At 43.6% G+C, this 20,051-nt stretch carries 17 protein-coding genes; 1 reads left to right on the plus strand and 16 read right to left on the minus strand.

What is annotated here, in order from left to right:
- The 10 genes from JFU01_RS02785 to JFU01_RS02830 all read right to left on the minus strand — a co-directional run bounded on the left by JFU01_RS02785 (position 1) and on the right by JFU01_RS02830 (position 13,786).
- Entirely contained in the window at positions 1 to 747 is a 747-nt protein-coding gene (locus JFU01_RS02785) for a helix-hairpin-helix domain-containing protein (protein WP_195856562.1), read from the minus strand.
- Between the two features lie 93 nt (positions 748 to 840).
- Positions 841 to 1,422, minus strand: coding sequence for a 16S rRNA (guanine(966)-N(2))-methyltransferase RsmD (gene rsmD, locus JFU01_RS02790; RefSeq protein ID WP_267995839.1), 582 nt, complete (start codon positions 1,420 to 1,422; stop codon positions 841 to 843).
- A 184-nt stretch (positions 1,423 to 1,606) separates the two neighbouring features.
- Positions 1,607 to 2,737, minus strand: coding sequence for an LPXTG cell wall anchor domain-containing protein (locus tag JFU01_RS08875; protein WP_232617430.1), 1,131 nt, complete (start codon positions 2,735 to 2,737; stop codon positions 1,607 to 1,609).
- A 537-nt stretch (positions 2,738 to 3,274) separates the two neighbouring features.
- The gene (locus JFU01_RS02800) at positions 3,275 to 4,723 is read right to left on the minus strand and encodes an LPXTG cell wall anchor domain-containing protein (RefSeq protein ID WP_195856002.1); all 1,449 of its coding nucleotides are present in this window, start codon (positions 4,721 to 4,723) and stop codon (positions 3,275 to 3,277) included.
- Between the two features lie 453 nt (positions 4,724 to 5,176).
- Positions 5,177 to 5,485, minus strand: coding sequence for a YlbG family protein (locus tag JFU01_RS02805; protein ID WP_195856001.1), 309 nt, complete (start codon positions 5,483 to 5,485; stop codon positions 5,177 to 5,179).
- Positions 5,486 to 5,520: 35 nt separating this feature from the next.
- On the minus strand, positions 5,521 to 8,955 hold the full coding sequence (locus JFU01_RS02810; protein ID WP_195856000.1) for a pyruvate carboxylase: 3,435 nt from the start codon (positions 8,953 to 8,955) through the stop codon (positions 5,521 to 5,523).
- A 76-nt stretch (positions 8,956 to 9,031) separates the two neighbouring features.
- Positions 9,032 to 10,312, minus strand: coding sequence for an FtsW/RodA/SpoVE family cell cycle protein (locus JFU01_RS02815; RefSeq protein ID WP_195855999.1), 1,281 nt, complete (start codon positions 10,310 to 10,312; stop codon positions 9,032 to 9,034).
- Between the two features lie 284 nt (positions 10,313 to 10,596).
- Positions 10,597 to 12,435, minus strand: coding sequence for a translational GTPase TypA (typA, locus tag JFU01_RS02820; protein WP_013669550.1), 1,839 nt, complete (start codon positions 12,433 to 12,435; stop codon positions 10,597 to 10,599).
- A 202-nt stretch (positions 12,436 to 12,637) separates the two neighbouring features.
- On the minus strand, positions 12,638 to 13,432 hold the full coding sequence (locus tag JFU01_RS02825) for an inositol monophosphatase family protein (RefSeq protein WP_195855998.1): 795 nt from the start codon (positions 13,430 to 13,432) through the stop codon (positions 12,638 to 12,640).
- A gap of 81 nt (positions 13,433 to 13,513) precedes the next feature.
- Positions 13,514 to 13,786, minus strand: coding sequence for a UPF0223 family protein (locus tag JFU01_RS02830; RefSeq protein WP_195855997.1), 273 nt, complete (start codon positions 13,784 to 13,786; stop codon positions 13,514 to 13,516).
- Positions 13,787 to 14,069: 283 nt separating this feature from the next.
- Here JFU01_RS02830 and JFU01_RS02835 point away from each other — a divergent pair, with 283 nt between their 5' ends.
- Positions 14,070 to 14,801 carry a pseudouridine synthase gene (locus tag JFU01_RS02835; RefSeq protein ID WP_195855996.1) on the plus strand — a complete coding sequence of 244 codons (732 nt, stop codon included), beginning with the start codon at positions 14,070 to 14,072 and terminating at the stop codon, positions 14,799 to 14,801.
- Positions 14,802 to 14,899: 98 nt separating this feature from the next.
- Here JFU01_RS02835 and JFU01_RS02840 read toward each other — a convergent pair whose 3' ends face one another.
- From JFU01_RS02840 to lpdA, 6 genes are all read right to left on the minus strand, one after another.
- Positions 14,900 to 15,547 (minus strand): amino acid ABC transporter permease, encoded by a 648-nt coding sequence (locus tag JFU01_RS02840; protein WP_013670079.1) that lies wholly within the window; start codon positions 15,545 to 15,547, stop codon positions 14,900 to 14,902.
- 11 nt (positions 15,548 to 15,558) lie between these two features.
- Complete coding sequence (locus tag JFU01_RS02845; protein ID WP_064292723.1) at positions 15,559 to 16,200, minus strand: amino acid ABC transporter permease; 642 nt, start codon at positions 16,198 to 16,200, stop codon at positions 15,559 to 15,561.
- A 1-nt stretch (position 16,201) separates the two neighbouring features.
- Positions 16,202 to 17,044 carry a glutamate ABC transporter substrate-binding protein gene (locus JFU01_RS02850; RefSeq protein ID WP_195855995.1) on the minus strand — a complete coding sequence of 281 codons (843 nt, stop codon included), beginning with the start codon at positions 17,042 to 17,044 and terminating at the stop codon, positions 16,202 to 16,204.
- A 14-nt stretch (positions 17,045 to 17,058) separates the two neighbouring features.
- A complete protein-coding gene (locus JFU01_RS02855; protein ID WP_013669549.1) occupies positions 17,059 to 17,793 on the minus strand; it encodes an amino acid ABC transporter ATP-binding protein in 735 nt (244 codons plus the stop codon).
- Between the two features lie 277 nt (positions 17,794 to 18,070).
- Positions 18,071 to 18,496, minus strand: coding sequence for a hypothetical protein (locus JFU01_RS02860; protein WP_195855994.1), 426 nt, complete (start codon positions 18,494 to 18,496; stop codon positions 18,071 to 18,073).
- Between the two features lie 140 nt (positions 18,497 to 18,636).
- Entirely contained in the window at positions 18,637 to 20,046 is a 1,410-nt protein-coding gene (gene lpdA / locus JFU01_RS02865; protein WP_195855993.1) for a dihydrolipoyl dehydrogenase, read from the minus strand.
- Positions 20,047 to 20,051: the final 5 nt, after the last annotated feature.

A 20,051-nucleotide genomic window follows, 5' to 3' on the forward strand; every position in this document is an offset into this window, starting at 1 on the left:
TTAATTCACAGTAATTTGTTCTTTGATCTTCTCAAAGGTCTTGTCACCAATACCAGAGACTTCGGTAATCTCCTCAATCGTTTGAAAAGACCCCTTACTTTCCCGATATTGAATAATATCAGCCGCCTTCTTCTCTCCAATGCCTGATATTTCTTGGAGTTGGCTGGCGTCAGCAGTATTGATATTGATCTTCTGACTATCTCCCTGGCTTCTTCCTGCAGTTGGGCCATCCCCAGATAAAACAGGAGTTATGGCCATCAAGTCTTCCGCTCCCACTTCTTCATCCAAGGCCGGGACATAGACCACCATCTGGTCCTGGAGGCGCTGGGAGAGATTAATCCGTTTAGAATCGGCTTGATCATTGAGCCCACCCGCCAAATCAATAGCATCAAGGACACGGTCCCCTGCCTGGACTTGATAGAGGCCGGGTGACTTGACAGCCCCCTTGACATCCACATAGATTAGATCGTCTCCCTGGTCCTCTACATTTTCCACTTCACCTGTATTTTCTTGCCCTACCTCTAATGTTTCCGACTGGCTATTGCTTTCTAGATCAACTGACTCCACCAGAGCCGTTGCGGCCACTGGATCTTGCTCAGCCGGCGCAATCACCCGATTAAAAACCAAGTAAATCACACCAGCAGCCAATAAAACCAAAGCCATAAAAGCCCCGGCTAGTAACTTTCCATAATTTTCAATGATTTCAGCAAAGGATAATTTTTTGACTTCTTCCCACCACGCTTGCATAAGGACACCTCTTTCTCTACTTATTCATCCGTAAAGAAAGCATCAGTTAACGAAAAAAGCTGACTTCAATTTCATGAAATCAGCTTGAATGCCCTATGCTTCAAAACGATAGCAAACCACCCGAGTATGGCCATAGGTTGCGTTTTTAAAGGCGTGTAAGTTTCCCACAGTGTCAGGCAGGTTATCTTGACTATCCAACTCACAAACCACCGTGACTTGGTCACTGAGCCAGCCCTCTTCTTGAAACTGAAGAAGCAAGTCTTCTAAATGTTGGCCCTTATAAGGCGGATCTAAGAAAACCCAGTCAAATTGTAAGTCAGGAGCTTTCTTCCGTAAAGACTTCAACTGCTTTTGGTTGTCACCTTTAAGTAAGTGGTAGCGATCTTCAAGGTGTGCCTTAGCCACATTCTTAGCGATCGTTTCTTGGGCCTTGCGGAAGCGTTCAAAAGCATAGACCTCATCGGCTCCCCGCGATAGGGCTTCTAGTCCCAGAGCTCCGGATCCCGCATAAAAGTCAAGGACAATCCCGCCATCTAGGTATTGACCAATAATATTAAACATGGATTCCTTAATCTTATCTGTCGTGGGCCGGGTGTTCGATCCTGGCACCGCTTGTAGGGGGATTCCCCCAAATTCACCGGCAATAATCCGCATCTTGCCACATCCCTTCTCAATTCGCTATTCATTATAGCACAGTCACTTGCTAAGAGACGACCGATTCATAGCCCTTTTCCGGCTATAAACAAAGAAAGACCCTGGCACTAAAGCACCAAGGTCCGCTAGAGGGAGAGTAAGATAATCTTGCACTTTTATTTAAGCAATTTAGATACTATTAACTATTCGCTTAAGGTCTAGTTAATTATTTACGACGACGGAAAGATAGAGCTGAACCAGCAGCAACTAAAGCAAGCCCTAAACCAGCAACGGAACCAGCAACTACACCAGTAGCAGGTAATTTAGCGTTAGCTTTTTGAGCCTTAGCGTCTTTCTTAGCTTTGTTGTCTTTCTTAGCTTTTTCGTTAGCTACGACAACTTTAGAATCTTTGTCAGATTTCTTCTTGTCATCTTTCTTAGATTTATCTTTCTTAGATTCATCTTTCTTAGATTCGTCTTTCTTAGATTCATCTTTCTTAGATTCGTCTTTCTTAGATTCGTCTTTCTTGACTTCGTCTTTCTTAGATTCGTCTTTCTTGACTTCGTCTTTCTTAGATTCGTCTTTCTTGACTTCGTCTTTCTTGACTTCGTCTTTCTTACCTTCTTCAGGTTTAGGTTCTTCTACCTTACCAAGACCAAGTTTTGCGATGGTTTCGTTATATACTTTTTCGTTAGAAGATTTCAATAACTTGCCTAAGAAATCGCGGTCATGAACAGCTTTTTGTAGGTCTTGTTTAGCTGCTTCTAAGGCTTGACCTGCTTCTGCACGATATGTACGAGTTACACCAACTTCATCATTGGCTGCTTGATAAGCCCAAAAGAGTTTAGAAACTGGTGATGTTTTCTCATTAGTATTGTAGTAGTCAATTGCTTGGTAGTCTTGATACTTCTTATTTGCAGCATCGGATTTATTTTTATATTGTTCCAATTCTTGACTGTATTTACCAATACTTGGATTGTCATATGCGGCAGCATATGCGTCATGAGCTTTCTTAGCTTCTGCTTGAAGTTTAGCTGCTTCTGCTTGTTGTGCTTGGTCAAAAGCTTTATGAGCTGCATCCTTGCGTGCTACAAATTTTTCAACTTTAGCATCTGCTGCATCGACTGCTTGTTGTTTTTCGTTAACAACTTGTTGTTTTCCGTCAACAACTTGTTGTTTTTCTTCAAAACGAGCAGCAATTTTTTGTGCATCTTGTTCAGTAGGTAAGTTAACGCTTTGTCTTGTAGTTTCTGTTTTTTCAGCAGCATCTGCAACAGCGTTATCAGCTGCAAATAATACACCAGCTGCTGCTGTTGTAGCCGCTAATCCTAATAATAATTTTTTCAAGTCTTTCATAATATTGACCTCCCATTACAAAGAGTAAAAATATATTACTCTAAAGATTTTAAATTGTACTTTTCTTTTCCAGTGCACTAGTAAAGAACGTCAGCTTTTTAATGCTGAACTTTTGTGCAAGTAAATTTTTTATCTCCCTCTATAAATTAATTTTAGTACATATTCAATTATATTCAAGTTATACTTCGTAAAATCTTCACAGTTTTAGTGTTTTCTGGCTAATATTTCATATTTTTGACACAATAAAGCTAGTTTTTATAAGGATTCTAATTGATATTTACAAAAATTACAATTTAGTTACGAAAATATTAATTTAACAAGGTTATCCTTTATTTCTATTTCTTTTTATGATTTTTAAAATTTTAAGCAAAAAAATATTTATAAAGCACTTTTAATTTTCATCAACACCTAGGTACTATAGAATACAAAAAACCTTGGCGCCGAAGCACCAAGGTTCAGTAGAGGGAGAGTATGATATTTTGCACGCTTTTTTAAGCAATTAAGATATTATTAACTATTCTCTAAAGAGCTAGTTAATTATTTACGACGACGGAAAGCAAATGCTGAACCAGCAGCTACTAAAGCAACACCTAAGCCAGCAACAGAACCAGCAACTACACCAGTAGCTGGTAATTTAGCGTTAGCTTTTTCAGCTTTAGCTTCTTTTTTAGCTTTTTCGTCTTTCTTAGCTTTTTCATCTTTTTCGTTAGCGACAACAACTTTAGCGTCTTTTTCGTCTTTCTTGTTGTCTTTTTCGCCTTCAGCTGGTTTTTCGTTTTCTTCAGCCTTAGGATCTTTTTCAGCTGGTTTTTCGTTTTCTTGTTGACCAGCTTCAGCTTCACCTTTTTCAATTTCTGCTAAAGCTTCTTGAGCAGCTTCTTCACGAGCAGCAGCATCGTTTAATGTTTGATCAACAGCTTCAGAACCTTTACCAATAAGTTTCTTCAAGTTTTCTTGTAAATCTTGACTTGCATGTTGTAAGTCTTGGTTTACGTCAACTTTCTTGTTAAGTGAAAGTTTAGCAATGTAAGCTAAAGCTTTGTCAGCTTGAGCTTGAGCTAAATTATATTCGTTGTAGTGTACATCTAATTTAGTACGCGCTACTTTAAGGGCTTGTTCGGCTTCAGCTAATTCAGCTTTTGCTTGTTCATAGTCTTGAACAGCAACTTTTAAGCCGTCTTGTTTGTAACGGTCATTTCCACCATTAGCTTCGGTTTCGTATTGGAATTTAGCTTGACGTTCAGTTTCAGCTTTTTTATTAGCTGCTGCGGCCTTAGCTTCTTCTTCTTCTTTTTCAGCTGCTGCGTTATCTTCGGTTTCGAAATCTTTAGCTTGTTGAAGAGCTAAGTCAGCATCGTCTAAAGCTTTTTGTGCTGCTTCAACATCAGCTTTGTATTGAGCAACTACTTCTTCAGAACCATCTTTAGCTGTTTCTAAAACAGCTTTTGCGTTAGTTAATGCAGTTGTTGCATCTTCTTGAGCTTTTTCAGCATTAGCTACAGCATCAGCATTCTTATTAATACGAGCTTTTGTAGCTTCTTCTGCAGCTGCTACTTCTTGATTATAAACTTTCTCTGCTTCTGCTAATTTGTTGTTGTATTCACGTTCTGCTTCAACTTTAGTTTCAGCAGTTGAACCAGCAGTTTTTTGTGCTTGTTCTAGTGTAGCTTTAGCTTTTTCTGCTTCATTTTGAGCGTAAGTAACATCATTTTCAGCTTTTTCTACTGCTTTTTCTTGAGCAACAATTTGGCTTTCAGCTAATTTAGCATTCGCATTTGCTGCATCATAATGTTTAACAGCTTCATTTGTAGTAGCAACTGCATCTGCTGTAGTCATTTGTGAAGTATCAGCATTTGCGGTATAGTTATAGGTTACACCATCGTAAGTTTCAGCTGCTTGAGCAACTGCAGCATCAGAAGCGAAGAATACACCAGCTGCTGCGGTTGTAGCCGCTGCGCCTAATAATAATTTTTTCAAGTCTTTCATAATCTATTGACCTCCCATTACAAAATTGAGTGATAGATACACTACGTTAAGTAATTGTTATATTTAATATTTATCTTTCTTTGCCAGTGCACTAGTAAAGAATTTCAGCTTTCTTATAAGCTGTGATTACCGTGCAAAATTTATCACCGCTCTCCCTCATATCTCTTATTTTAACAGATATTTTTATTTTTTGTACGAATAAAGCACATAAAGTTCACAATTTAATCATATTTTATAAAATTACTAAAATATGACACGATAAAAACCATTCATAGCAGGCAATTTGTATATTTTAATAGAAATTATTAAATAAATTACATTTTTATGACAATTGTCATCATTGGGTCAACATCACTGACATTGTAAGTTTTATTATAATTTTATTTAGCTTTATATTAACTTTTATTTCTAAGCAAATAAAAAACGCAGCAGTTTTTCTGCTACGTTGATTGTTTATTTTGGCGGATAGGTGAAGTCCTCAAATTCCTTGATGACTTTGGCGCGGTCTTCTTCGCCATCCAAGGCCACAGTAAAGTCCATGTTAATGGTGGCTTTGGGAGAAACAGTGACTTTGATGACTTGGCGGACTTTCTTGAGTCCCTCGATGGCTTCTTCTACCTGGTCCTTATCGACATAGAGGATGGCGTATTTGCGTTCCTTATTTAGATAGTGAAGGTAGCCATAGCGTTTCAATTGTCGGGTTTTTTGAGTGGAATTCAACCAGACAACGAGTTCTTGCCGTTGGGTATATGAATTGGTCATGGCACCAGGCTCCTTTCTTTGAAGTTATTATTGTCTTATTCAGTTTCCAGTTCAATGAGTAGGTCTCCGATTTCAACTTGTTCTCCTGCTTGAACAGTGACTTGGCGGACCTTGCCAGCTTTTGGTGCCTTGATCGTGGTTTCCATCTTCATAGCTTCAGTCACTAAGACCACTTGGCCAGCACTGACATGGTCGCCTTCACTGATTTCCACCTTAAGAATCGACCCGGGCATGGTTGCCGCAATATGGTTGGGGTTATTGGTATCCGCCTTGGGACGACTAGCCACCACATTGGTGTAGTGGGCGTCTTGGACGGCAATTTCCCGCCGTTGACCATTCAGATCAAAGTAAATAATCCGTTGACCAGAGTGGTCGGCTTCCCCAATTTCAATCAGGCGAATGAGGAGGACCTTGCCCTTTTCAATTTCAACGGTAATGGTCTCACCTTGCCGCATGCCATTGAAGAAGGTAGGCGTATCGACATTTGAGATGTCACTGTAACGAGCCAGTTTCTCCCGATAATCGGTGAAGACTTTGGGGTACATGAGATAGCCGAGTACGTCTTTATTATCGACCTCATCGCCCAATTTTTCGCTTAAGTCTTCCTTGACTTGGTCGAAATCAACCGGTTCTAAGAGGTCACCGGGGCGTTCTTCAGTGTAGTCAGCCCCTTTGAGGATGATGTCGCGGACATCTGCTGGGAAGCCGCCTGCAGGTTGACCTAACTTACCTTGGAAGAATTCAATCACGGAATCAGGAAAATCGATGGTCTTGCCCTTTTCATAGAAGTCTTTAATGGATAGGTCATTTTGAACCATGAAGAGGGCCATATCACCGACCACCTTAGAAGATGGAGTGACCTTAACGATATCACCAAAGAGTAAGTTGACATCGTGGTACATGACCTTGACCTCTTCCCAACGGTCCCCTAAGCCCACTGAAGCGGCCTGTTGTTGGAGGTTGGTATACTGGCCTCCTGGCATTTCGGTCCGGTAAATTTCGGTTTCTGGGGTTTTTAATCCGGAGGCAAAGTCCTCATAATAGGTCCGCACACCTGACCAGTATTGGTTCATAGCTTGGGCGTTCTTCACGTTAATTGTTGGCTTACGGTCATTGTGTTCCAAGGCATAGTAGAAACTGGTCATACTTGGTTGGCTGGTCGTTGAGGAGAAGGCTGAAGTAGCCACGTCCACAATATCAATGCCCGCCCGAACGGCTTCGGAATACATCATAATCCCATTACCCGAAGTGTCATGGGTGTGGAGATGGATAGGAACATCGATTTTTTCTTTTAATTCAGAAATCAAGACATAGGCTGCTTGCGGTTTCAAGAGCCCTGCCATATCCTTAATGGCGATAATGTCAGCGCCCATAGTTTGGAGTTCCTTGGCTAAGTTGACATAGTAATTGAGGTCATACTTGCTGCGGTTAGGGTCTAGAATATCCCCGGTATAGCACATGGCTGCTTCGGCAATCTTTCTAGTTTCCTTGACAAATTCCAAAGGCCGTTCAATTTGCTTGGACCAGTTCAAACTATCAAAGATTCGAAAGACATCGATTCCCGTTTCAGCCGCTTGCTTAATAAAGGCCCGTAAGACATTGTCCGGATAAGCGGTATAGCCCACCGCATTGGACCCTCTAAAGAGCATTTGCAGGAGGATATTAGGCATGGCTTCACGGAGTTTTTCTAACCGTACCCAAGGGTCTTCGGTTAGGAAACGATAGGCCGTGTCAAAGGTCGCCCCGCCCCAAACTTCTTGGGAGAAAATGGCTGGGTTAGCCGCCTCCATTTGTTCAGCCGCCTTGAGCATATCGCGGGTCCGCATCCGGGTCGCGATCAGACTTTGGTGGGCGTCCCGCATGGTGGTTTCAGTTAAGAGGACTTCCTTAGTGTCATGGATATAACTTTGCACTCCTGAAACGCCCTCTTGGTCAAGGACTTGTTTGGCAGTTGGTCGGTCTAGAGAAACTTCTTCTAAATCTGGAAGATGGGCCGGACGGTAGTGGGGTTTATCTTTTTGTTGTAAGCCTGGAAAACCATTGACGGTCGTGTCCCCAATATATTGGAGGATCTTATTGCCCCGGTCACGGTTACGCTCCTTAGGAAAATCGAAAAGTTCGGGAGTATTGTCAATAAAGGTGGTGGTGGCTTGGCCACTGGTAAAGGTCGGATGGGTGAGCACATTCATTAGGAAAGGAATATTATTGTGGACACCCCGGATCCGGTATTCCCGTAGCCCCCGGACCATCTTGCGCACCGCATCTTCAAAGGTCATGGAATGGGAAACCAACTTGGTTAAGAGGGAATCATAGTAAGGCGAAACCTCAGTATTGGTATAACCATTCCCAGCATCTAAACGCAAGCCAAATCCACCCGGTGACCGGTAAGTATTAATTTTCCCGGTATCAGGGAAGAAATGGTTGGCAGGGTCTTCCGTCGTGATCCGGCATTGGATGGAATAGCCAATCAGGGGCATGCCTTCCTGCTTAGGAATCCCAATCTCTGCTAAAGTCTTCCCTGCTGCGATTTGGATCTGAGCTTGGACAATATCGATACCGGTAATTTCTTCACTGACCGTATGTTCCACTTGGACCCGGGGATTGACCTCAATAAAGTAGAAATCATCACCAGAAACCAGGAATTCCACAGTTCCCGCGTTAACATAGCCCACATTCTCCATCAATTGCCGAGCTGCTTCACAAATCCGCAGCCTTAAGTCATGGTCTAAGGAAACGGAAGGCGCCATTTCCACTACTTTTTGGTGGCGACGCTGGATCGAACAGTCCCGCTCCCATAGGTGGACCACATTGCCGGCCTGGTCACCTAAGATTTGGACTTCAATATGCTTAGGGTTTTCAATGTATTTTTCCGCATAAATTTCATCAGAACCAAAGGCAGTCTTGGCTTCACTTTTAGCGGTATTATAAGCTTCTTCCACTTCATCGTCAGAGCGAACTACCCGCATTCCCCGGCCACCGCCACCTAGGGCAGCTTTGACCATAATCGGATAGCCAGCTTCCTTGGCAAAGGCCTTGACCTCTTCAACCGATTCCACGTCCCCTTCAGTCCCGGGAACTTCTTGGATGCTCGCCTGATGGGCAGCAGCCTTGGCTTTAATCTTGTCCCCAAACATGTCTAGGGTATCGGTATTTGGTCCAATGAAGATAATCCCCTCTTCCCGGCAGCGACTAGCAAATTCTTGGTTTTCAGAGAGAAAACCATAGCCGGGATGGATGGCATCGGCCTGGGTTTCCTTAGCGATGCGGATAATATCTTCAATGTCTAAATAGGCATCAACAGGTTTCTTGTCGGCACCAACCAGGTAGGATTCATCAGCCTTAAAACGGTGGACACTGGTTTCATCTTCACGGGCGAAGATAGCCACAGTTTCAATGCCTAATTCATAGCAGGCCCGAAAGACCCGAATCGCAATCTCGCCACGGTTGGCGACTAAGACTTTTTTAATCATAATATTCCCTCCGTTAATGCTTGAATTAGCTTTGCCTATGAAAGCGGTTATAATAGCCTCATTATAACACAAGAAATTAAGAAAGCTGTTGAGCAAGCATCATCCGGCGGTTACGGTAGTCAATGGCTAGGGCCAAGCCTACCATAATTCCAGTTGTCATGATTGAGGAACCCCCGTAGGAAATAAAGGGGAAGGTAACCCCGGTAATAGGGATAAGACCAGTAATCCCGCCCAGGTTGACAATGGCCTGGCTGAGGAAATAGAAACCCACGCCAATCATAACCAATTGGTAGAAGTTATTTTGAATTTTCTTGGCCCGGTAGAAAATATAGAAGGTGAGATAGAAATAAAGGGCCAAGATTACAAAGAGGCCGATAAAGCCGTACTCCTCTCCGATGATCGCCATGATAAAGTCGGTATGGGCTTCAGGCAGGTAGCCGGTCTTTTGGATACTGTTGCCTGGCCCTTGACCCAGTAAGCCGCCCATGGCTAAGGCATAGAAGGAGTTGACTAGTTGCAGTCCCGAGCTTTTGGCGACTTTGAAGGGATCAGTAAAGGAAATAAAGCGTTGGATCCGGTAGTTGACGTCCCCTGAGCCCGAAAAATCGAAGAGGTTCAAAAGTCCTATCACGAGGACATAGGCTAAGGCGCCTAGTCCCAGGGTTCTGAGGGTATACTTACTAGAAATTCCTGACGCTAAGGTCATGCCCCCTAAGATTAAGCCTAATAAGAGGACTCCCCCAGTATCTGGGAAAGTGAGGACCAGTCCCAGCCAGAAAAATAAGGCCAAAGGAAGGACCAGGTTGGCCTTCACCGTCTTAAAGAAGCCTTTATTCAAGATCGCCAAGCGGTGGCGGTCTAGGTAGTCTGCCCAGAGCAGAATCATCACGGGCTTAAGAAATTCGACTGGTTGAATCGAAATCGGCCCCAAAATAATCCAGCCCTTGGCCCCATTAATGGCTGGCATCAGGAAACGCACCACCAAGAGGAGAACTGTCATCACTAAGAGCAAGCCACTTCTGAACTTGGGTTTTCTGAAATAATCAGGCTTAAAGCGATAAGTCACTAAGCCAACAACTGTCCCAATGAAGGCAAAAACAACCTGGCGGACAATATAAGTGGTGGCCGATTCATAGCCGGTTTCTTGGAGGGACCGGTAACTGGAAGCCGAAAAGACCCCAATCAGACCGAGCACCAGCAAGAGAAAACTAGGAATCAGGATATGCTGGTTTAACCCCCAGGAAAAGTTTTGAAAAATCGGATGGGAAAACTTCGCTTTTTTTCTGGCTTTTTTACTTTTTTTATTAGATTTTGCTTGGCTAGCCTTGCCTTGACTAGCTGAATGAATCAATCGCATCAAAACGCTCCTCATTGATTATATTCTATAAAATAAAGATTAAATGCTGACCTATTTTTCAATTATAGCATAGCGAGGGGAAAAAAGTGGAGAGTGTGACAAAAGTCAAAAGAGCCCTGAACCACTGGAGCAAACTATGAAAGATAGGCGAAAGCCTATCGTACATAGTTTGTGAAGTGGACGTCAGGGCTGACTTTTGGAACAGGTTTTAAATAAAATTTCAATAAAAAAGGCCAAGACAAAGTCTCAACCTTTATTCGACTAGTCCGCTTCAATCAGCATGCTTAGTCATTTTTCTTTTTACGCTTGTTGTAACGGGCCCGTTCGCTCTTGTTCAGGATTTGTTTACGGAGACGAACATTTTCTGGAGTCACTTCACAGTATTCATCGTCATCCATAAATTCAAGCGATTGTTCCAGGTTTAGGATCCGTGGTGCCTTGATGGTAGCGGTTTGGTCCTTGGTTGCTGAACGGACGTTAGTTAAGTTCTTAGAACGAACAATATTCACGTCAATGTCCGCTTCACGGGCGTTTTCTCCGACAATCATGCCTTCATAGACTTCAGTCCCTGGTTCAACAAAGATGGTCCCGCGGTCTTCAACCTGCATGATCCCATAAGTGGTAGCCTTACCAGTTTCGGTAGAAACTAAGGCCCCATTACGCCGGCCACCAATTTCTTCCTTAATCACAGCTTGGTATTGTTCAAAGGTATGGTTTAAGATCCCGTAACCATGGGTCATTTGCACAAATTCAGTAGAGTAACCAATCATCCCCCGGGAAGGTACTAAGTATTCTAAACGCGCGGTTCCCCGTCCGGTGTTTTCCATATTACGCATGGTCCCGTGGCGTTCATTTAAGGATTGAATCACGGCACCTTGGTATTCTTCCGGCGTATCAATTTGTACGGCTTCAAATGGTTCACATTCTACTCCGTCAATAACCTTGCGGATAACTTTTGGCCGTGACACTTGGAGTTCAAAGCCTTCGCGACGCATGTTTTCAATCAAGATGGAAAGGTGGAGTTCCCCACGACCAGAAACGACCCATTGGTCTGGTTGGTCGGTATCTTCAACCCGTAAGGAAACATCGGTGTGAAGTTCATATTTCAACCGTTCTTCAATCTTACGTGCGGTCACCTTATCCCCTTCACGACCAGCAAATGGTGAGTCGTTGGTTAAGAAGGTCATTTGTAGGGTTGGTTCATCGATGTGTAGGGCTGGTAGGGTTTCTTGAACTTCAGTATCGGTCACGGTTTCACCCACGTAGATGTCTTCCATCCCAGAAACGGCAATGATGTCGCCGGCCTTGGCTTCATCGATTTCAATCCGGTCTAAACCGAGATAACCGAATAATTTAGTGACCCGGAAGTTCTTTTGACTACCGTCTAACTTGTTTAAGGTCACGGTATCGCCCACTCGAATGGTTCCCCGGAAGACCCGGCCCACTCCGATACGACCGACATAGTCATTATAATCGAGCATGCAGACTTGGAATTGGAGGGGTTCATCTTCATTATCTTCTGGGGCAGGAATGTTTTCCAGAATACTATCAAAGAGCGGATCCATGGTTTTTTCTTGTTTTTCAGGATCAGGAGCCAAACTTGAAGTCCCGTTCACAGCGGAAGCATAAACGACTGGGAATTCAATTTGACTCTCATCAGCCCCCAGTTCGATGAAGAGGTCTAAGACTTCGTCAACCACTTCTAGGGGACGGGCTGCAGGTTTATCGATTTTATTGACCACAACCACGGCTGGCTTACCCGCTTCAAAGGCCTTTTGTAGGACGAAGCGGGTTTGAGGCATGGTCCCTTCAAAGGCGTCCACCACTAAAACCACACCATCCACCATGGTCATAATCCGTTCCACTTCCCCACCGAAGTCGGCGTGGCCTGGAGTGTCCATAATGTTAATCCGGGTGCCCTTGTAATTCACCGCAGTGTTCTTGGCTAAGATAGTAATTCCGCGTTCACGTTCAATCGCATTGGAATCCATGGCACGGTCAGCCAGCTGGGTACGCTCATCCAGTGTATCTGATTCTTCTAAGAGTTGGTTCACCAACGTTGTCTTCCCGTGGTCAACGTGAGCAATAATTGCGACGTTACGAATATCATTGCGATTTCCCATTATTTTAATTCCTCCAAACAAAATAATAATGAACTTGTTTTGATTTTCTGTTAATGCTTTTGGTTTTTACAGACGATTCATTGTAACACTCATCTGTCTAAAATCCTAGTTTTTTTATCAGTTGGGAAAAAACTAGGATTTATCCGTTCGACTGCAGTCAAGCAAAAGTTTGGTTAACAGTCGATGGACAAGAGCGACTCACCTAATTGCCTTCCTGCACTGAGCGTTCATAGAGGTCACGGAAGGTTTGATAGGCGCTAGGATAGGCAATCACAGAAGCATTAGCCTGCATGAGATTAAGGGCTTGGCCATCGAGCTGGGTCAGTTTCAAAGGACTTTCATTGACTAGGGCCACCCCTGCCGCTAAATCCCAAGGCTTGAGGGCTAAGGCGGCATATAGGGACAATTCCCCTTTTAAGACATTGAGAATTTCCAAACCCGCACTGCCGTTGTAGCGAATCCCTAGGGACTGACTGACCAGGTCTTTAGCATGGTAGCGGTCATCGAGTAAGATTTGCCGGTTAAGGGCGATCAGACTCTCACTGATAGCTAAGTCGTCATAAGGGACTTGGTAGGGTTGACCATTGCGTTGGATCCCTTGGCCCTTGACAGCTGAAAAATAGTCGTCATTCATCACGTCATAGATGGCGCCAAGTTGGACATCCCCATCCAAGGCAAAGGCCACCATGATAGCAAAGTGATTATGCTGGCAGACAAAATTTGTGGTCCCATCAATGGGGTCAATGATCCAGACTGGTCCTTCCAAGCTGTCAATCTGTCCTTGCCCCCCCTCTTCACCTAAGATCTTATCTTGAGGAAAGTGGGCCTTAATCTGACTGCGGATAAATTTTTCGGTTGATTGATCGAGATTAGTCACTAGGTCTTTAGGATTGGACTTGGTTTGAACGATCAAGGGATTCTTCAAGCCTTCATGAATCTGATCAGCAGCTTGGTAAATCCACTGTCTCACCAATTGGGCACGTTTATTTAAATCCAAAAGATTACCTCCTTTAATATAGATAGTTTCCATTAATCCTGCCCTACACTCTTTATGCTAGACTTAAAAGAGTGTAAAGCATTAAGCCATTTTTATTGTTTTACTGGATTCTTGCTGGGCTTTCTTCACAGTAGGATAGAGTTCATAACCAGATGCTTGGGCAAATTCCTTAGCTAATTGTTTTTCTTCCATCTTACTTGGTATAATTTCCTTAAAGCCCTTGTACTTGTCGAGAAACTCCTGGCGGTCAATACCGCCTTCATAAGCCGCCTCCAAGGCAACCCATAAAGCAATCACATCAGCAATCTCTTGACTAGAACATTCAAAGGGAAAGGGATAAGAATAAGCTTTCATGTTTATTTCCTCTCTTAATATTAACTATATTTATTATAGCAAACAAAAACAGCTAATAAAGAAATAGAGTGTGACAAGCGCACCAGAAGGCAAGACCACTGGAAGAAAATGGCGTAAGAATTCTCAAAGAGAATTTGTCGGCATTTTCTGAAGTGGACGCTTGCCTTGCGCTTGGAGCACGTTTGGATAGAATGCGACAGTCACGCCAAAGAACAATCATTCCTATTAAAGAAGTTTGGAACTTTAATCCCAGCCATAAAGTCATTAATAAAGGAGCATTACTATGCGTTTAGATAAATTCATTGCCAATTTTACCCTCTATAGCCGTAAAGAAGTCAAAAAGTTAATCAAGGCCAAACGGATTACAGTGAACGATTCTATTGCCAGCCGACCAGAAATGCAGATTGACGAAGAGACCGATACCATTAGTCTAGACGGGCAATGGATCGGATATGAACCTTACATTTATTACCTGCTTAATAAACCACAAAATTGTCTATCTACTACCCGTCCCGGTCCCACAGCGATTGTGACGGATTTTCTGCCAGCTAACGAAGTTGAGATTTACCAACCTTTTCCCGTGGGGCGCTTAGATAAGGATACCGAGGGCCTTCTCCTTCTGACGAATGACGGCGACTTCGCCCATGACCTCCTCTCACCCAAGAAATTAGTCAGCAAGGAGTACTATGCTGAGATTGAGGGTATTGTGACTGAAGAGGATGTCGAAGCTTTTGCTAAAGGCTTAACCATCGACCAAGGCGACCACTGTGCCCCGAGTCAGCTAGATATCTTGGCCACTGATCCAGCTAAGAACCGGTCGGAAATCACCGTGACCTTGACAGAGGGCAAGTATCACCAGGTCAAGCGCATGTTTCAAGCAGTTGGAAAAGAGGTTATCTACCTGCAACGCTTTCGAATCGGTTCGCTTTACCTGCCTGAAGAACTTGAGCTCGGTACTGCCTTTAAACTCCTCCCTGAGGAAGCCCAGTTAGCTTTACAAAACGAGACCGACTAAAAGTCCCATCCATATCAAATAAAAAACTCCTCATTGCTGCTCTGGCTCTAAATCAACAGAGTCCTAAAGCAAGCATTGAGGAGTTTTTATTTGTCATTTTATCCGGCAAATTTCAACCGCTTAGCTAGGCGTGACAGGAGGAAGCAGGTGATCCAATAGAGGAAGGTCATCGCCACAAAAATTGGAATCACATAAGAGGTCTCCTGACCATAGATAATCCGGGCATTATGGGTCAGCTCTGGTAAGGAAATCACCGTTGCTAAGCTGGTATCCTTAATGAGAGCAATCAGCTGACTGACAATGGACGGTAGCATGGACCGGATCGCTTGGGGTAGGATAATTAAAATAATCACCTGACCACGGGTGAAGCCAGTTGAAAGCCCCGCCTCCATTTGCCCCTTAGGCACAGCGTTCATCCCACCACGAATGATTTCTGAAATCATGCAAGACTCAAAGATGGTCATCGCTGCCACCGCTGCCCAAAAGATATTCAAGCGCAGACCGATTTGTGGTAAGGCAAAGTAAGTAAAAAATATAATTAATAGCAAGGGTAAATTACGGATGGTATCAACAACTAAGCCTACTCCCTTGGCTATAAAAGGGAGCTTGAGGTAACGAATGACTCCTAAGAATGTCCCTAAGAGTAAGCTCAAAAGGATGGTTATCCCGGTGACCTTCAAAGTCACCCATAATCCTTCTAAAAGAAAGGAAATATTTACCCAAGAAAAAGCATCAGAAAAATTCATGATCATCCCTCCTAGTTACTCAAGCGCCGTTCTAGATACTGCATCAAGGCAGTCAGTGGTATGGTTAACACTAAGTAGAACAAAGCCACTAAGATATAAGAATCAAAGGTATTAAAGGTTTCACTAGCAATCAAATCCCCAAAATACATCAAGTCTAGCCCAGCAACCATAGCCAAGATACTCGAGTTCTTCACTAGATTAATGAACTGGTTGCCTAATGGTGGGATCACAATGCGAACGGCTTGGGGGAAGATAATGTAGACCATGGTCTCAGTCGCGGTGAAACCTTGAGATAGACCCGCCTCCATTTGTCCATGGGGAACGGCTTCAATTCCCGACCTCACCACATCAGCAATAAAGGCCGAGGTATAGATAGTGAGACCGATTAAACCGGCAGTAAATCCATTTAATTTCACCCAGTATAAGGGCACCACCACGTAGAAGAACATTACAATAATTAACAAGGGAATATTGCGGAAAAATTCCACGTAGATGTCTCCTAGCATCCGTAAGCCCTTATGATGGCTGGTTTGCATAATCCCCACCAAACTCCCGATAACTAAGGAGAAAACTAAGGCTAAGACACTGACCATGATGGTATTCTTAAAACCGAGGAACAATTCACTGGAATAGTTATTCAATAATTGAAACATTTTACTCCCCCTCCTTGGCGTCATTAGCAATAGACGCTTCTTGAGCCTGGTCACCAAACCACTTCTTGAAAATGGCTTGATAGCTGCCGTCAGCAACCATGTCTTTTAAGCCCTGATTGATGGCTTGGCGGAAGTCGTCTTGACCTTTATTGACCGCAATCCCATAAGGCTCCCGGGTAAAGGTAGATCCCGCAATATGGTAGTCGGGATTTTCCTTACTGATCCCCAAAAGAATGGCATTATCAGTGGTCATGGCTTGGCCTTGACCAGATTTCAGAGCAGTGAAGGCTTCCGAATAATTTTCCAATTCCAAGACCTTGGCCTCAGGGGCGTGTTCCTTAATTCTTTGTGCTGAAGTAGACCCCTTAACCGCAAGAACCGTATGGTCAGATCCCAGGTCCTCAACCCCCTTAAGCTTGACATCTGGTCCTACTAAGAGAGCTTGCCCGGCATTAAAATAAATATCAGAAAAATCGACCTGTTTTTTCCGCTCGTCAGAAATGGTCATAGTGGCAATAATAGCGTCGATATTGGCATTTTTGAGTAATGGAATCCGGGTTTTAGAGGTCACTTCGACAAATTCTGCTTGAGCATTGGGGCCGGCGATCCGCTTGGTCAATTCCTTAGCGATATCAATATCAAAGCCCTCAACTTCTCCTTTTTCAATGTTGTAAAAGCCGAATAAATTGGTATCCACCTTGACTCCCCAACGAATCTTAGGGGCTTGGTCAGTTTGCAAGCGGTCCATAATATTTTTCTCACTCACAGATTTCCCACAGGCGCTGAGCAAACACAGCAGGCCTGTCAGGGCGAGGAGCAAGAGCTTTTTACACGGTTTTTTCATGGTAGTCCCTCCTTTTATAAACCTTCAAGGGAGGAGATAAAGTCACGCGCCCGTCGTGATTTCGGTTGACTGAAGAATTCCTCACTCGGACGATCTTCGACAATTTCACCCGCCTCCATAAAGATAGTCCGGGTTGAGACATGGCGGGCAAAGCGCATTTCGTGGGTAACCACCACCATGGTCATTTGATCACGTTGGGCAATGCCTTGCATAACTTCTAAGACTTCACCGACCATTTCTGGGTCCAGGGCTGAAGTGGGTTCATCAAAAAGCAAGACCTTAGGCTTCATAGCCAGGCCCCGAGCAATGGCCACTCTTTGCTTTTGACCACCAGAGAGTTGGCTTGGATAAGAATCCCGCTTGTCCCACATATTCACGCGTTTGAGTAGCCGCTCTGCACGCTCATAGGCTTCTTCTTTGGTCTTTCCAATGACCTTAATCGGTGCCAGGGTCACATTCTCCATAACGGTCATATGCGGATACAATTCAAAGTGTTGGAAGACCATGCCAAAGTCACGGCGGATTTGACGGATATTGGTTTTAGGATCAGCAATATCCTCGCCATCACAATAGAGATGACCACTAGAAATTTCTTCCAGGCCATTAATACAACGCAAAAGGGTCGACTTACCAGACCCAGACGGCCCAATCAAGGTGACCACCTCTCCCTCAGCAATGCCAAGGTTAATATCTTTTAAGGCATGAAAATCACCGTAATACTTTTCCACATCTTTAAATTCAATGATCATTTTTCTCACTCCAATCCTGCGATAATCAAATATGTTATATTTTCTTACATATTTGCTATAGTTGTTTATATTTTACGTATTTACTTCTGAATTGTCAAACTATTTTACATAGAAATTTAAGGGTTCTTTATTATTTATTAATAAAATAAGTTATTTGCTAATCATTACGTGAAAAACCGGTTTTTATGTGTTACTTTTTTTAACAATTTTCAGCTAAAAAAGCGCATAAAAAAAGACCGCATGTTAGCATGCAGTCTCCTCTATCAAGTCTAATCCGTTAGTTTTTAAACAGCTTTGATTCTTTGACTAAGATCCTTAAGACCTGTTGGCCGGCCATAATAATCTCATAAAGGGGGCGCACATCTTCCGATACCCGGCCTAAAGTTCTTAAATAAATTTCACCATCACCCGCTAAACACAGGTGGAAATAGCCAGTATGGACCCGGTTAAGCCGGTTAATTTCATCTAAAGCCTCGCCTCGTTGGTTATAGTCCTTCACATAGGCTAGCTTACTGTAGGTAATTTGATAATCCACCGCCGGGTCTTCCTTACCGTCGATAATGATGGCTACAGGGATAACCTCCCTATCCGGCAGCTGTATTCCCATCCGGAAGAGCTTCTGTCCACCTTCCAGCTTAGATTCTTCAACCGGAACGCCTCCTTTTAAGGCATAGTCCTTAAATTTATCAGTAATTTTACTCATAGCGACACTCCATCCTAGTCTTTTTCCTTAGTATGGCTAAGAAATCCCTAAAGTGCAAGTCATAGATCATTGATTAGTCACATATTAGCTAATAAAAAAGCCCTTGCCGGAGCAAGAGCCTTTCTTGTATTATTTTATGCTTACATATGGATTGGCATGCCGAGAACGCCTTCTGCTGTATCCATTAAGCTTTCCCCGAGGGATGGGTGGCCATGGATAGTGAGGGCAATGTCTTCAGCGTTCATACCTGCTTCAATAGCTAGGCCTGCTTCAGCCATCACGTCTGAAGCTCCAACGCCGACCATTTGAGCACCAACGATCACCTTGTCATCCTTAGTAGCAACTAGGCGCACGAACCCTTCTTTTTGGTTCAATGACAAAGCCCGTCCATTCCCAGCTAATGGGAACTTGGTTGCTTTCACGTCAAGACCTTGGTCTTTGGCTTCTTTTTCGGTTAGACCATAAGAAGCAATTTCAGGGTCAGTGAAGGCAACGGAAGGCATTACCTTGTAGTCCACTGCAGCGGCTTTACCAGAAATAGCTTCCGCAGCAATTTTACCTTCGTAGGACGCTTTGTGGGCTAAAGCAGCACCAGGAACCACATCACCAATAGCGAAGATATTCTTCACGCTGGTGCGACCTTGGTTATCAACTTCAATTAGGCCACGGTCATTCTTCTTAACACCTAAGGCTTCTAAGCCAAGATCTTCAGTGTTAGGACGACGACCAACACAGACTAAGACATAGTCCGCTTCAACTTCGTTAGCCTTACCGTCAATTTCATACTTAACGGTTACAGATTCCCCGTTGTCGACAGCTTCCTTAGCCATGGCATTAACATGGATATCCATGCCTTTGGCTTTCATGCCTTTTTCGACAACCTTAACCATATCTTTTTCAAAGTTAGGTAAGATTTGAGGAGAACCTTCTAAGATGGTGACTTGGCTGCCGAGGTTAGCATAAGCTGAACCGAGCTCAGCACCGATGACCCCACCACCGATAACAACAAGTTTCTTAGGCACTTCTTTTAAGTTTAAGGCACCTGTGGAGTCAATGACACGGCCACCAAACTTAAAGCCTTTGATTTCAATTGGATGGGAACCTGTTGCAATGATTGCGTGTTTGTAGCTATAGAGTTGGTGTTCATCACCTTCACCCATCACGGTTAATTCACGTTCATTGTTGAAGAAAGCTTCCCCGCGGATAATTTCCACTTTATTTTTCTTCAATAGCATTTCTACCCCACTAGTTAGGGTTTTAACCACGCTATTGTCTTTCCATTCTTGTGTTTTGGTGAAATCTAAGCTAGCTTTTGAATCCACACCAAAGACGTCTAAACCGCCATTGGCTTCGTGGTAAGCATGTCCAGCTTGGATTAAAGCCTTGGAAGGAATACAGCCAACGTTTAAGCAGACACCACCAATATATTCACGTTCAATAATGGCTACTTTTTGTCCCATTTGGGCTGCGCGGATCGCCGCAACGTATCCGCCAGGTCCAGCCCCAACAACGACTGTATCCAGTTCAATTGCCATTGCACCTACAACCATTTACT

Origin of the sequence: Aerococcus sp. Group 2 (assembly GCF_905125285.1) — a bacterium.
In the GTDB taxonomy this organism is placed as follows: Bacteria; Bacillota; Bacilli; order Lactobacillales; family Aerococcaceae; genus Aerococcus; species Aerococcus urinae_E.

What these genes read in the sequence shown, in the direction of transcription:
- JFU01_RS02855 (WP_013669549.1), bottom strand. Translation starts at nt 17,793, where the DNA reads ATGATCATTGAATTTAAAGATGTGGAAAAGTATTACGGTGATTTTCAT.
- JFU01_RS02785 (WP_195856562.1), bottom strand. Translation starts at nt 747, where the DNA reads ATGCAAGCGTGGTGGGAAGAAGTCAAAAAATTATCCTTTGCTGAAATC.
- JFU01_RS08875 (WP_232617430.1), bottom strand. Translation starts at nt 2,737, where the DNA reads ATGAAAGACTTGAAAAAATTATTATTAGGATTAGCGGCTACAACAGCA.
- JFU01_RS02840 (WP_013670079.1), bottom strand. Translation starts at nt 15,547, where the DNA reads ATGAATTTTTCTGATGCTTTTTCTTGGGTAAATATTTCCTTTCTTTTA.
- JFU01_RS02815 (WP_195855999.1), bottom strand. Translation starts at nt 10,312, where the DNA reads ATGCGATTGATTCATTCAGCTAGTCAAGGCAAGGCTAGCCAAGCAAAA.
- JFU01_RS02805 (WP_195856001.1), bottom strand. Translation starts at nt 5,485, where the DNA reads ATGACCAATTCATATACCCAACGGCAAGAACTCGTTGTCTGGTTGAAT.
- JFU01_RS02835 (WP_195855996.1), top strand. Translation starts at nt 14,070, where the DNA reads ATGCGTTTAGATAAATTCATTGCCAATTTTACCCTCTATAGCCGTAAA.
- JFU01_RS02845 (WP_064292723.1), bottom strand. Translation starts at nt 16,200, where the DNA reads ATGTTTCAATTATTGAATAACTATTCCAGTGAATTGTTCCTCGGTTTT.
- JFU01_RS02800 (WP_195856002.1), bottom strand. Translation starts at nt 4,723, where the DNA reads ATGAAAGACTTGAAAAAATTATTATTAGGCGCAGCGGCTACAACCGCA.
- lpdA (WP_195855993.1), bottom strand. Translation starts at nt 20,046, where the DNA reads ATGGTTGTAGGTGCAATGGCAATTGAACTGGATACAGTCGTTGTTGGG.
- typA (WP_013669550.1), bottom strand. Translation starts at nt 12,435, where the DNA reads ATGGGAAATCGCAATGATATTCGTAACGTCGCAATTATTGCTCACGTT.
- JFU01_RS02860 (WP_195855994.1), bottom strand. Translation starts at nt 18,496, where the DNA reads ATGAGTAAAATTACTGATAAATTTAAGGACTATGCCTTAAAAGGAGGC.
- JFU01_RS02850 (WP_195855995.1), bottom strand. Translation starts at nt 17,044, where the DNA reads ATGAAAAAACCGTGTAAAAAGCTCTTGCTCCTCGCCCTGACAGGCCTG.
- JFU01_RS02830 (WP_195855997.1), bottom strand. Translation starts at nt 13,786, where the DNA reads ATGAAAGCTTATTCTTATCCCTTTCCCTTTGAATGTTCTAGTCAAGAG.
- JFU01_RS02810 (WP_195856000.1), bottom strand. Translation starts at nt 8,955, where the DNA reads ATGATTAAAAAAGTCTTAGTCGCCAACCGTGGCGAGATTGCGATTCGG.